General features: G+C 56.8%; 11 protein-coding genes. 2 read left to right on the top strand and 9 right to left on the bottom strand.

What is annotated here, in order from left to right; all coding sequences use genetic code 11:
- Nucleotide 1 precedes the first annotated feature (1 nt).
- Nucleotides 2-1,111 carry a DmpA family aminopeptidase gene (locus tag FCL49_RS14760; RefSeq protein ID WP_174354154.1) on the top strand — a complete coding sequence of 370 codons (1,110 nt, stop codon included), beginning with the start codon at nt 2-4 and terminating at the stop codon, nt 1,109-1,111.
- A 122-nt stretch (nt 1,112-1,233) separates the two neighbouring features.
- On the opposite strand, the gene FCL49_RS14755 is transcribed toward FCL49_RS14760, so the two are convergent.
- The 8 genes from FCL49_RS14755 to FCL49_RS14720 all read right to left on the bottom strand — a co-directional run bounded on the left by FCL49_RS14755 (nt 1,234) and on the right by FCL49_RS14720 (nt 10,258).
- The gene (locus FCL49_RS14755) at nt 1,234-2,484 is read right to left on the bottom strand and encodes a phospholipase D-like domain-containing protein (protein ID WP_174354153.1); all 1,251 of its coding nucleotides are present in this window, start codon (nt 2,482-2,484) and stop codon (nt 1,234-1,236) included.
- Nucleotides 2,477-3,127, bottom strand: coding sequence for a MotA/TolQ/ExbB proton channel family protein (locus FCL49_RS14750; protein WP_174354152.1), 651 nt, complete (start codon nt 3,125-3,127; stop codon nt 2,477-2,479). The genes FCL49_RS14755 and FCL49_RS14750 overlap by 8 nt, the downstream gene beginning before the upstream one ends.
- A 19-nt stretch (nt 3,128-3,146) precedes the next feature.
- On the bottom strand, nt 3,147-5,390 hold the full coding sequence (locus FCL49_RS14745) for a TonB-dependent receptor family protein (protein ID WP_174354151.1): 2,244 nt from the start codon (nt 5,388-5,390) through the stop codon (nt 3,147-3,149).
- A 39-nt stretch (nt 5,391-5,429) separates the two neighbouring features.
- A complete protein-coding gene (locus tag FCL49_RS14740) occupies nt 5,430-6,176 on the bottom strand; it encodes an energy transducer TonB family protein (protein ID WP_174354150.1) in 747 nt (248 codons plus the stop codon).
- A 1-nt stretch (nt 6,177) separates the two neighbouring features.
- Nucleotides 6,178-6,585 carry an ExbD/TolR family protein gene (locus FCL49_RS14735; protein WP_012005055.1) on the bottom strand — a complete coding sequence of 136 codons (408 nt, stop codon included), beginning with the start codon at nt 6,583-6,585 and terminating at the stop codon, nt 6,178-6,180.
- Nucleotides 6,586-6,882: 297 nt separating this feature from the next.
- A complete protein-coding gene (locus FCL49_RS14730; RefSeq protein ID WP_174354149.1) occupies nt 6,883-7,875 on the bottom strand; it encodes an Rpn family recombination-promoting nuclease/putative transposase in 993 nt (330 codons plus the stop codon).
- Nucleotides 7,876-8,292: 417 nt separating this feature from the next.
- Nucleotides 8,293-9,213 (bottom strand): L,D-transpeptidase family protein, encoded by a 921-nt coding sequence (locus tag FCL49_RS14725; protein ID WP_174354148.1) that lies wholly within the window; start codon nt 9,211-9,213, stop codon nt 8,293-8,295.
- Nucleotides 9,214-9,379: 166 nt separating this feature from the next.
- Complete coding sequence (locus tag FCL49_RS14720) at nt 9,380-10,258, bottom strand: helix-turn-helix domain-containing protein (protein WP_174354147.1); 879 nt, start codon at nt 10,256-10,258, stop codon at nt 9,380-9,382.
- A gap of 122 nt (nt 10,259-10,380) precedes the next feature.
- Here FCL49_RS14720 and FCL49_RS14715 point away from each other — a divergent pair, with 122 nt between their 5' ends.
- Nucleotides 10,381-11,199, top strand: a complete 819-nt coding sequence (locus FCL49_RS14715; RefSeq protein ID WP_174354146.1) for an AraC family transcriptional regulator — start codon at nt 10,381-10,383, stop codon at nt 11,197-11,199.
- Between the two features lie 20 nt (nt 11,200-11,219).
- On the opposite strand, the gene FCL49_RS14710 is transcribed toward FCL49_RS14715, so the two are convergent.
- On the bottom strand, nt 11,220-11,990 hold the full coding sequence (locus FCL49_RS14710) for a 3-hydroxybutyrate dehydrogenase (RefSeq protein WP_174354145.1): 771 nt from the start codon (nt 11,988-11,990) through the stop codon (nt 11,220-11,222).
- Nucleotides 11,991-11,992: the final 2 nt, after the last annotated feature.

Below are 11,992 nucleotides of genomic sequence, written 5' to 3'. Positions count from 1 at the left end.
CATGTCGCAGCGCGCTCAGGATTTGGGGATTAACATCGGCCATGGCGTTGCCGGCCCGCTGAACGCCATTACCGATGTGCCCGGCGTCCGCGTCGGTCATGCCAGCATTCACGCCGACTTGGCCGACGGCCGCAGCGTACACACCGGCGTCACAGTGATTGAGCCGCGGGCCGGACAGGCCCGGCAATCCCCCTGCTTTGCCGGGGTGCACGTGCTCAACGGCAACGGCGATGCCACCGGGCTGGAATGGATCCGCGAAGCCGGCCTACTCACCAGCCCCATTGCCTTTACCAACACCCACAGCGTCGGCGTGGTGCGCGACAGCCTGATCGCGCTGGAGCGCGAAACGCTACCCGCCGACGATAAGGCGGTGTACTGGAATATGCCGGTGGTGATGGAAACCTTCGACGGCCTACTCAACGACATCAACGGCTTTCACGTCAAGCCCGAGCACGTACGGCAGGCGCTGCAGGCGGCACATAACGGTTTGCCACAGGAAGGGGCGGTCGGCGGGGGCAGTGGCATGGTCTGCCATGAATTCAAGGGCGGTATCGGCACCGCATCCCGCCGCCTGCCTGCAGACCGTGGAGGTTGGACGGTCGGGGCCATCGTGCAGGCCAACCACGGCAAACGTGCGTCGCTGCTGGTTGGCGGCTATCCGGTAGGTCGCCATCTGGGGCATATTCACTCGCCATTCACCCCGCAACTGCCCCATCCTGGCATGGGGTCGATCGTCGTCACGCTGGCCACCGACGCCCCGCTATTGCCACACCAATGCACGCGTTTGGCCCAGCGCGCCAGCATCGGTATTGCGCGCACCGGCGGTGGTACCGAGGATTCGAGCGGTGATATTTTTATCGCCTTCGCCACCGGCAACGACGGGCTGCCGCCAGCCGACTACGCCAACAAAGGGGCCTTCACCACCCCATTGCGCATGGTGAATAACGATTACATCTCCGAGCTGTTTGCGGCGGCGGCCGAAGCGGTGGAAGAGGCGATTATCAATGCCCTGCTGGCGGCCAACACTATTTCCGGTAACGGCCATCGGGCAGAAGGGCTAAGCGCGGAGCAGTTGCTGGCCGCGCTGGAACAAGCCGGCTGGCGCGCATAATCCGGCGACGCCAAAGGTAGGGGCGCTGCATGCCGCGCCCTGTAGCATCATCAATGGGTTAAATCGGGTCGAACATGTTCGACCCCTACCGGTTTAGTTTTGACGAGTATTTACCGACGAGCTCAGGACTCGCCACCCGGTTTGGGGGCCGGGTAGTCATAATCGAGTTTGATCGGTTCGGCGTAAACGCTGTCCCATAGCTGGCTGTAGAGCTTATCCACCCGCTGGCTCATCGCCGGGTTGTGCAGCACCAACTCCAGATTGCGCGAGTTATCCAGATAACCGCCGGTCCAGTTGCTGGTGCCGATCCACGCCGTTGCGCCGTCGATGGTCATGATTTTGCTGTGGATCACCCGGGCAAACGGGATAAAGCCGCTGCTGGCCGGGGGAATAGTGACGATTTTCACCTGCACGTTCGGCACCACCGCCAAGCTTTTCAGCCAGGCGATATCCGGTTTTTTGGTGTTCCAGTTGGCCACCATCAGCTCAACCTTCACGCCGCGGGCAGCGGCGCTGCGCAGGGCATTGTCGATTACCGCGTAGTAAGGTCGGCTGTGTTCCGGGCCATAAGACAGCGGCGCGTAATCCATCACCTGCACCCGTACTCGTTCTTTGGCCGTAGCCAGCAAGCGCGGCAATTCCACCTGCGAGTCAATCACCCCGGCCGGATTATAGGCACGCGGACTGGCAACCAGATAATTACCCTGCGGCGTTTCGGTACTAGGCTGGTAAGGCAATTGCGGCACCGGCTTATCCGCCGCCAGCAAAGCCTGAGCCTGCCAATCCTGCTCGAAGATAGCCTGGATCTGCCCGACCACCCCGGCATCGCTGATGCGCAGCCCGGTTTCATGGATATGCGCCAGCGCACGCCAGTCAAAGTTCTGGCTGCCGACAAACGCCTGCTCACCGTCCACCAGCAGATATTTGGCATGCAAAATACCGCCGCTCAGCCGCTGATAAGGAATAATGCGCAGTTCCAGATTAGGGATCGCCTTAAGCTGTTCCAGCGTCTCAGGGGTCGAAATACGGATGCCCTTCTCTTCCATCAGAAAACGGATCTTCACCCCGCGCTCGCCCGCCGCTTTCAGGTGTTGCAGCACGCCATCCAGTAGTGAACCCTGTTGGTTCGCCACATAGAACTGGCCCAGATCGATGCGGGTTTTCGCCGCATCGAACATCTGCTGCCACACTTCGGCGGTGTTACGCAGGTCATCCGCCTGCAAAGCGGTTTCCACCGGCGCGGTATACACCAGCTCGTAGCCGGGAATATCAAAACGCGCCGTCGCACTCTGGCTCAACATCAACAGACAGCCACCCCATAATGCCGTGTAAAGGCGGCCCAGCGGCCGCCGTAGTTGCAGGCCATTAGGCATAGCGCGGTGCCTCACTGTCAACCCATTGCTCGCGGTTGCCGTTTTCCGGGCGGCTGGCTGGCGCACCGGCGCGGATCAGCAGCACTTTGAGCAGCTCGTTAATGCGTTCCATGCGGCTTTGCAGATAGTTGTTACCCACCAGGCACAGCAACGCGATGGCGATCCCCAACCCGGTGGCGTACAGCGCGGTCCCCATCCCGGCAGAAACCAGGCTCGGCTCGGAGACCCCGGAGGCGGCCAGCGCCTTAAAGGTTTCAATAATCCCCATCACCGTACCCAACAACCCCAGCAGCGGTGCGGCGGTCACGATGGTTTCCAGCAGCCACAGGCCACGCGCCATCAGCGGCTTGCTCAGCAGGTACTGGGCGTCGATCAAATCACCTATCGCTTCGCGATCGCCGGCACGGTACTTTTGCTCCAGCACCGGTGAAATTACCGCCAGCGGCAGGCTGTTGCGCTGGGTCAGCTCATCCGGCAAATCGGCAGTGCGGCGTACGTCCAGCGTCAATGCCTGCTCCAGCTTGCGAGCCTGGCGCTGGGTATAAGCGAAATACAGCGCGCGTTCGATAATGATCACCAGCGCTATCGCCAGTGCGGCGTACATCACGTAGAAAATAATGTCGTGCATCAAATTGGCATTCATCGTTCAAATCTCGGATTGGTTAAAAGGTGGCTTCCAGCGATACGCTGAAGGTACGTTCTTCCCCGACGTTGTAGTACGGCGTACTGGCCTTCACACCGTCATACGGCGCTGCGTTGAAGGTAGTGCTGCGCACCGAGGTCAGGTACTCCTTGTCGAACAGGTTGCTGATACCAAAGCGCAACGCCGCGCTCTTGACGATCTTCTTGTCTACCGGCAGATGCACCCCCGCCGCCAGATCGAACACCGTGCGGCCGCCGATCTTCTCGTCGTTGGTCAGGTCGCCGTAGAACGAACTGACGTATTTGCCACTGACGCTGCTGTAATACAGGCCATCGTCATAACCCAGCGTCATATTCAGCAGGTTTTTCGGCACGTTCGGCACCTCTTTGCCACTGGTCGGCAGCGGCTGGCCGCCGTTGCTGACAATGTCGCTCTTCTGCTTGGACTGGGTGTAGGTGTATGAGGTGTAGTAGTTGAAGTTATGCGGCAGCTGACCGCTCCACTCCAGCTCCAGCCCTTTGTTCTCCACATTGCCGATGTTCATCATCTCGTAGTCACCGGACGAGTTGGTGGTGGAGATTTGACGATCGCTGTAACGCATATAGAACAGCGTGGCGCTCATCAGCATATCTTGCTGCTGGAAACGCCAGCCCAGCTCGTGGTTCCAGCTCAGTTCCGGTTTGGTGCTGATTGAATCCCCCACGTTGTACAGCACGTAGTTCGGCGGAGTACGCATGTTGCGCGTCAGGTTGTAGAACACCTGGTTTTCCTGATTCAGCTTGTAGCTGGCGCTGAAATTCGGCAGGAACTCATGGTATTTGGCATCGCGTTTTTCCGGCACGTTGTACAGGCTGCCCTTGTTATCCCCTTTTCGTTCAACGTACTGGTAGGCCAGCCCACCAACGAAAGTCCAGTCCGGGGTGGCGAACCAGGTGTCCTGCAGCCACACTTTTTGCGCCGGGGTGATCGTGTACTGGTTACGCCCCTGAACGGTGTTGCCATTGGCGTCTTTCACCTGATCGCTGCCACCCGGTTTGCCCGAGAGCTGCTCAGGGTTGCCGTCGTCCTTGATGCCGATAAACGGCTGGGTCTGCGACTGGCGAGCACGTTCATACCAGTAGCCGATATCCAGGCTGTGCTGATCGTTGATGTCCCACTTCAGCTTGGTGGTAATGCCCGGCCGCCAGGTCTGGGTCCAGGAAGGACGGTAATAGGTGTTGGACTGCAAATTACTCAGATCGTACTGACCGGCCTTATCCGACGTATTGGACAACACCGAAGCGGTCTGGCCAGTGAAGCTGCCGCCATTACCCCAGTAGTAATAGGGTTGCAGAGTCAGCGCCAGGTTGTCGCGCAGTTGCAGCTTCTGGGTGAACGACAGGGTGAAGGTGTCAAACGGGTTGCGGTTAAGTTTGTAGTATTTGTTTAACTGGCCCTTGCTGTTGTACTCCGGCGTGGTGGCGTAGTCGGTATCACGGCCGTCATTTTCAAACTGCGCCTTGCTCAGGGTGCTGTAGTTGACGTTATTCTGCTGGTTGTACTTCATGATCAGGTTGCTGCTGTTGCCGTTGCCGTCCTCATACAACGAGTTCATTTCGAACTTGTTGGAGTACTCGCGCCCTTCCCCACGCCACTTTTTCGCCTCGGTGTGTGAATATGAGATCCAGTTGCTGAAGCCGTTGTACTCACCGGTTTCCAGACGGGCGAAGGTTTTGCTCAGATTGTTGCTGCCCAGCGTCTGTTTGACGAAGCCACCAAAATCTTTCGCCGGACGGCGCGTCACCATACCAATGTTGCCGCCGCTGGAGCCGATATGCGGGCCGTCGACTTCAGAAGAACCCTGGGTAACAAACACCTCCTCCAGGTTTTCCGAGTCGCCCAGCAGGTTTGGGTAGACCGCATAGTTGCCGGAGTCGTTAATCGGAATGCCGTCCATCGACAGGCCGATTTGATCGGAGTTCATACCGCGCATGGTGTAATCGACGCCGCTCAGGCCGCTGGCGTCGTTGCTGTTGACGTTCAGGCCTGGGGTATATTTCAGTTTGTCGATGGCGTTGGCCGCCGCCGGCATTTTATCCATCGCCTCTTTGGTGACGGTCGAACGCCCCTTGGCGCTATCGTCCTGCACCATCATGCCACCGCCCAGCGACTGCCCTTTTACGCTGATGGTACCGACGTCGGTTGAGTCCGCCGCCAGTGCCGCCCCCGGCAATATCGCCGACATCACCGCCAGATAAAGCCCAGATCGATTGAAAGATTTCATTGTTCCCTTCCCATAAAAATCAAACTGTTATGCCAGGCGTCAAGGCGCCTGATAATTAAACGTGGCTGAAAATCGTTTTGTTGTTTGCCCGTTGAAAGCCTCGCTTGGGAACGGCTTCACCTGGCTGATACTTTGCAGACTGCTTAGCGCCGCACGGTTGAGCAGCATGCTGGCCGCTTTATTGGCGATGCCGGACGAGAGCACCCGACCGCTGCGATCGACCTCCAGCCAGACTTCGACGTTGCCCTGTGGCCGTTCGAGTGATGCCTGCCGCCCGCTTGGGTAGCGCTTGCGCTGCTCGAGTTCACGGCGCAGCGCCTGCAGGTAACCGTTTTCTATCGCCTGCGCATTCACTTTCGGTGCCGCCGGGGCTGCCGGAGCGGGTTGTGCCACCGGTTTGCTGGCCAGCGCTTTTGGCGTCGCTGGGGCCGCGACAGGTTTAGCCTTCTCCACCGGCCTGGCTTTTTCTTTTACCGGCTTGGGCTTGGGTTTCGGCTGTGGTTTGGGTACCGGTTTGGCTTCGATGATCGGCTCCGGGGCCGGCACCACAGGCTCGGGAACAGGTTCTGGTTCCGGCGGCGGCGGTTCGGGTTGCGGCTCCGGTGGTGTTTCCGGTTGAGGTTCCGGTGCAGGTTCAGGCTCGACCAACGCCAGTTCCATGGCCGTTTCGTCATAGCGCGGCTGGATTTTCAGCGCCGCCTGCTGGCTGGCAAACAGCACGCAACCGACGACGATCAGCGCCGGTAACCAACTGAAAAGGTGACGTGAACGATAGAGCAGATACATGTCACAGCTTCCGTGTGGCGATAGAGACGGAATAGAAGCCGCCCTGCCGCAGGTTATCCATCACCGCCACCAGCCGCTCTACCGCGACGCCCTTGTCGCTGTTGACGATAATGGTGGTGGTCTGGTTCTCCTGCTGCTGCTGTTTTAGCGTGCTGACCAGCGCACTCAGCGCCAACGGTTGGCCGTCGAGCTGCAGTTGATCCTCTGCGCCCAACGTAATGATCGCTTTCTTCTGCGGCTTCAATTGCTGGGCGCTACCGGCGGACGGCAACTGAGTTTTCAGCCCGAGGGCCGGGATCACGTTCAGGCTAATCAACACAAAAAACACCAGCAAAAACATCATCACGTCGATCATCGGGATCAGTTCGATGTGCGCTTTGTTCTTCTTCGGCTCGTTCCAGTTACGCATGGCACTCCCTCCCAAAAGCAAAGCAGCCAATATAGAGAGCCTATGTTTACCTTTTGTTACGCTTGTGTGATCTTATTTTCACAGCGCACATTATTTGAGATAATTTTCTCAAGCGGAAACTGGTCCGAGGGGTTATATAACTAATTAATTGGATATGATTTTTAATGGAATAATGACGGAGGGTGAACTTATAGCGGTTAATGCATAGGCAGGTAAGTTGTGATTATCCTGACACTTTATAACAAGATCTTCAGACCCTGCTTTTGCATCAGGACTTTGGATAAGGGGTTCACACAATTAGTGGCGGATTTGTGCCAGGTCTTCAGCCGTCAAACCGGTCATTTTCATTACCGCGTCGTGGTCGATGCCGTTCGCCAGCATGGCGCGGGCAACGGTAAGTTTTCCTTCAAGTACGCCTTCTTGACGCCCTTTCTCGATACCGCGCTGTTCACCAAGCTCGATGCCCTTTTCGATGCCCTTTTCGATGCCCTGCTCGATACCTTTTTCGATACCTTTTTCGATGCCCTTCTGCTCAAGCTGTTGTGCAATAGTCATTAGTTCATCCTCATGTTGCGGTACCCGCAGTGCCAATTCGCGTACAAAGGCTTCAGCATCGGCCGCTTCTCCGGCCAGAAGAATATAGTGTACCAGCGAAATCACCTGTGGCGAAGACAGATAGCCACTCAGCAGGATGGTGGCCAGTTTGTCAGTCAGCTCTGCCAGGTCCCGCTGCCGAATATGTTTCTGCAGCAAAGTCAGTGCGGCCATGCTGCGATGGCCCATGATCTCGTTATCAGGGATAAGCGTCACATCGACCAGCGGAAATTCGGCTGTATAGAGTTTTCCCGCCAGTTCCGGATCGTAAAACTCCCGCAGCCAGTTGGTGGAATAAGGATAAGGAGTGCGTTTGCCGGTATAAAACAGGACAGGTATCACCAACGGCAGTTTTTTGTGACCGGCATCCAAGTGTCTCTGCATGGCCGCTATTGCATACCGGATTAGCCTGAAAGCCATGTGTTTATCGGGGGTAGACTGATGCTCAATAAGTACGTGGATATAACCATCATCCTCAGTAGTGGTTTTCAGGCTGTAGAGCACATCGCTGAAATACTGGCGAAGGTCATCTTCAACGAAAGAACCGGATTCCAGTTTCAACGTACTGAGGTCGCAGATGGCACGCAGTTCTGGCGGAAGATGGAGCTCCATAAAATCACGGGCAATCTCCGGCTGCGTCAAAAACTGACGAAATGCCGCATCGTGTGGCGTTGGCGTTTTGTTTTTCTTTTTCATTCCCTGATAGCCTTTGAGTATTATTTAATTTCACATTATCACAAGCAACCGCCGGGTTATATTAGCAACCATGGTAAGATGAACGTGTAGTACAGAATTAAACACGACATAAGGCCATGAATTAAAATGAAAATATTAATAATACTTAAATAATCATTCTGGAAATAAATATATTAATAGGATTATTTCAGTACACTTATATTATTTAAAAATAGGTTAATTATTGCCGCCAAACATCGACCCACAAATACCCACTAATAGTAATACATCTTTGAAATATAACTCCGACATATTGAAATTCTAACTATCCTATCCACAGGACGATAATTCACTTTCTTGAGAGATAAATATTTTCATTTCAAATAACAACCATAAAAAAAGACGCCCGAAGGCGTCTTGTTTGCAGCACTGATGTAATCAGTTCACTTTAACCGGCATACCGGAACGGGCTTTCATTGCCGCGTCCACTTCGCTCTGGTTAACGGCTGGGTCCATCATCACTTTGCCTACTGGCGCAGAGATGGTCAACGGCACCGGATCTTTCGACTTCAGCTGCTCTTCGTTAGCGGAAAGCGGGTTGTGCACTTCCAGGTAACGGGAACCGTCCGGCTCGACGCTGGCTTTGATCGGCTCGTTGATGAATTGCACACGAGTCCCGACCGGCACGTTGTCGAACAGGAACTTGATGTCGTCAGCACGCAGACGTACGCAGCCGTGGCTCACGCGCAGACCGATACCGAAGTTGGCGTTGGTACCGTGGATCGCATACAGACGACCAACGTACAGCGCATACAGCCCCATCGGGTTGTCAGGACCGGCCGGGAATACCGCTGGCAGGATCTCGCCGTCAGCGGCGTATTCTGCGCGCATCTTGGCGGTTGGCGTCCAGGTTGGGCCGTCTTTCTTGCGCTGTACCGTGGTGGTCCAGTTCAGCGGGGTATCTTTACCCAACTGGCCGATACCGATTGGCAGCACGATCACCGTGTTGGTGCCTTTCGGGTAGTAGTACAGACGCATCTCGGCGCTGTTGATGATGATGCCTTCACGCGGAGCGTCAGGCAGGATCAACTGCTGAGGGATGGTCAGGGTGCTGCCTGGCTTCGGCAGGAACGGATCCACACCCGGGTTGGCTTCCAGCATATTGCTCAGGCCCATCTGGTATTGAGCGGCAAAGCTCTCCAGCGGCAGCTTGCTGTCTTCCGGTACGGTGATTTGGATGTTCTCACCCACCAGACGGCTGTCTTTGGCGGGTAAAGGATAGACAACGGCGAAGGCAGCTTGGCTGAATACCACCAGTGCCGTAAACAGGGTTAGTAACGCGCGAATGCTCATTTTCATCTTCGTGTTGGTTGTGGCCACTGGCAGTTATAGGTTATTTCGGCCATGAATGACCGGATGCGCATTATATGTGCACATCGACCTAAGTGTGAAACATTACCGGCGCAATATCGAACTTTTTTGTAACCTGGTGCGGCACGAAGAGGAATAACTGTGAAAACCGCCGCTAAAGCGCGGCGATTGGCGGTGACATCAGGCGGATAGGGATCAGATATTCGCAGCGGATCGCCGTACTGCCTGCGCTACAAACGCCACCCGGCGTGGGATAAAAACGCTCGATATCCTTACCCGGCCGTCGTATTGCTTTCATCATGGGTATCGCGGTGTCATACAGGCGAGCGATAAAATTTTGTAACTCTTCAACCTGCCCCTGATAGGCAAAGCTGGCGTAGTCGCCCTGCTCGATCAGGACCCTTTCGCCTTCGGCGCGCTCGTCCGCCAACGCCAGGGTATAAGCCATCCGTTGCCCACCGCGTAGCCTGCTGTCGGCTTCCAGGCTGGTGAGGCCATAGACCACCGTCGAGGTTTCGGCCTCCATCGGCATCATCTGCCGCCAGGCGTGCTGACGCAGCTCGTTTTTCGAATGCAGCAGCTGCCCCAGCGTACAGCTGCGGTGCTGGGTGTGACCAACCAGTTGCATTGCCGGCAGCGTAATGATCTCCGCCTGGGGCAATGGCGCATCCATCAGCCGCAGCGGAGGCTGCATGCCCTGCCCTGACCAGTCCGCATTGCGGCGATAACCGGCCGGTGGCATACCGAACTGCTTTTTGAAACAGCGGGTGAAAGTCTGCTGGGAATCAAACTGATACTTGTCGGCGATAAAGGCCACGCCGTGGTTGGTGAGCCGCAGTTCGCGGGCTGCGGCCGTCAGCCTCCTGCGCCGGGCGTATGTCCCCAGGATCTCACCGGTTAACTCTTTGAATAACCGCTGCAGGTGCCATTTGGAATAACCTGATTTGGCCGCAATATCGTCGAGCGTCAGCGGCTGGTCGAGGTTTTGCTCGATCCAGGCCAGCAGTGCCGTAATGACCTGTTGTTGATACATAGCGCCACCTTATCTGCTGAGAGGGCTAAAACCAGCGCTCACTGTAGCGGTAGCGGTGCTAGACCACATTGCACAATCAGGACATAATGTTTTTCAATTCCGCCAAACTGAGAATTATTCTCATGACCTTTATCACCGAGCCGCGTTTCGATATCGATCAGGTGCCGCGCGCCATTTTTGCCGTGCAGGGTTCCACCATTGATAAAGATTGGGAGATCACCCATCACCGGCACCGCAAGGCACAGCTGATTTATACGGTGCGCGGTATGGTCCGTTGCGAGGTGGAAAACGGTCTGTGGCTGGTGCCGCCACAGTGTGCACTATGGATGCCCAGCAATGTGCTGCATAACGCCCAGGGGGCCAGTGCCAGCGAGTGCTACTGCCTGTTTGTCGATCAGGATGCTATCGCCGGATTGCCGACCCACTGCTGCACGCTGGCGGTGTCCCCGCTGCTGCGTGAACTGCTGTTCCAGGCCAGCGGGTTCGAACAGCTGTACGATCAACAGGGCCCGGAAGGACGATTGGCCGGCGTGTTGTTGGATCAGTTGGTCAAGGCGCCGGTTGAGAACCTGCACCTGCCGGTCTCCAATGACGCGCGCATTCGTCAGTTAACGGAGCGCCTGCTGGCCAACCCGGCGGATAAAGCAACACTCGGCCAATGGGCGCAGCGTATCGGCATGAGCGAACGCTCGCTCAACCGCACTCTGCAACAACAAATGGGCATGAGCTTTGGCCACTGGCGGCGGCAGTTGCACGTGGTACTGGCGCTGCAACGGTTGACCCAGGGCGACAGCGTGCAACGGGTGGCGCTGGATCTGGGCTACGAAAGCGCCAGCGGATTTGTCACCATGTTCAGAAAAGCGGTGGGTAAACCGCCGGCGCGCTATCTGGCAGAGAAAAACGCGGCGGACCGGGCACAAGGGGCCGGGATCGTCATGTAGTACCGAAACCGGCCACAAAGTTACTGCGCCAGCCAGCCACCATCCATATTCCAGGCGGCACCGCGCACCTGCACGGCGGCGTCGCTGCACAAAAACAGCGCCAGTTCGCCCAACTGCTCCGGCGTCACAAACTCCAGCGAGGGCTGTTTCTCCGCCAGCAGGCCATCACGCGCCTGCTGTGGATCGGTGCCGGCGGCAATCCGCCGATCAATTTGCTGTTGCACCAGCGGCGTCAGCACCCAACCGGGGCAGATGGCGTTACAGGTAATGGCGCTGCGGGCGGTTTCCAGCGCGATGGTTTTGGTCAGCCCTATCACGCCATGCTTGGCCGCCACATAGGCCGCCTTGTCTTTGGATGCCACCAGCCCATGCACCGAGGCGACGTTGATAATCCGTCCCCAACCGCGCTCTCGCATACCCGGCAGTGCCAGGCGGCTGGTGTGGAACACCGACGACAGGTTAATCGCGATAATCGCGTTCCACTTATCGGCCGGAAATGACTCCAGGGGGGAAACATGCTGAATACCGGCGTTATTGACCAAAATGTCGGTGCCGCCAAACTCCAGCTCGGCATAGCGCATCAGGTCGGCGATCTGTTGCGGATCGCTGAGATCCGCGCCGTGGTAACCGGGCGCAGCGCCCAACCCCGCGATATGTGCCTTCGCCTGTTCTACATCGCCAAACCCGTTGAGGATCACCTGGGCGCCCGCGGCTGCCAGGCTGGCGGCCAGCCCGAGGCCGATACCGCTGGTCGAACCGGTCACCAATGCCGTTTTACCTTGTAAATTCATCT

It is taken from the genome of Serratia proteamaculans (genome assembly GCF_013337185.1).
GTDB classification, from domain to species: Bacteria; Pseudomonadota; Gammaproteobacteria; order Enterobacterales; family Enterobacteriaceae; genus Serratia; species Serratia proteamaculans_D.
Note: the sequence above shows the minus strand (reverse complement) of the source record. Positions and strands in the feature narration are given on the sequence as shown.

What these genes read in the sequence shown, in the direction of transcription:
- FCL49_RS14760 (WP_174354154.1), top strand. Translation starts at nt 2, where the DNA reads ATGTCGCAGCGCGCTCAGGATTTGGGGATTAACATCGGCCATGGCGTT.
- FCL49_RS14755 (WP_174354153.1), bottom strand. Translation starts at nt 2,484, where the DNA reads ATGCCTAATGGCCTGCAACTACGGCGGCCGCTGGGCCGCCTTTACACG.
- FCL49_RS14750 (WP_174354152.1), bottom strand. Translation starts at nt 3,127, where the DNA reads ATGAATGCCAATTTGATGCACGACATTATTTTCTACGTGATGTACGCC.
- FCL49_RS14745 (WP_174354151.1), bottom strand. Translation starts at nt 5,390, where the DNA reads ATGAAATCTTTCAATCGATCTGGGCTTTATCTGGCGGTGATGTCGGCG.
- FCL49_RS14740 (WP_174354150.1), bottom strand. Translation starts at nt 6,176, where the DNA reads ATGTATCTGCTCTATCGTTCACGTCACCTTTTCAGTTGGTTACCGGCG.
- FCL49_RS14735 (WP_012005055.1), bottom strand. Translation starts at nt 6,585, where the DNA reads ATGCGTAACTGGAACGAGCCGAAGAAGAACAAAGCGCACATCGAACTG.
- FCL49_RS14730 (WP_174354149.1), bottom strand. Translation starts at nt 7,875, where the DNA reads ATGAAAAAGAAAAACAAAACGCCAACGCCACACGATGCGGCATTTCGT.
- FCL49_RS14725 (WP_174354148.1), bottom strand. Translation starts at nt 9,213, where the DNA reads ATGAAAATGAGCATTCGCGCGTTACTAACCCTGTTTACGGCACTGGTG.
- FCL49_RS14720 (WP_174354147.1), bottom strand. Translation starts at nt 10,258, where the DNA reads ATGTATCAACAACAGGTCATTACGGCACTGCTGGCCTGGATCGAGCAA.
- FCL49_RS14715 (WP_174354146.1), top strand. Translation starts at nt 10,381, where the DNA reads ATGACCTTTATCACCGAGCCGCGTTTCGATATCGATCAGGTGCCGCGC.
- FCL49_RS14710 (WP_174354145.1), bottom strand. Translation starts at nt 11,990, where the DNA reads ATGAATTTACAAGGTAAAACGGCATTGGTGACCGGTTCGACCAGCGGT.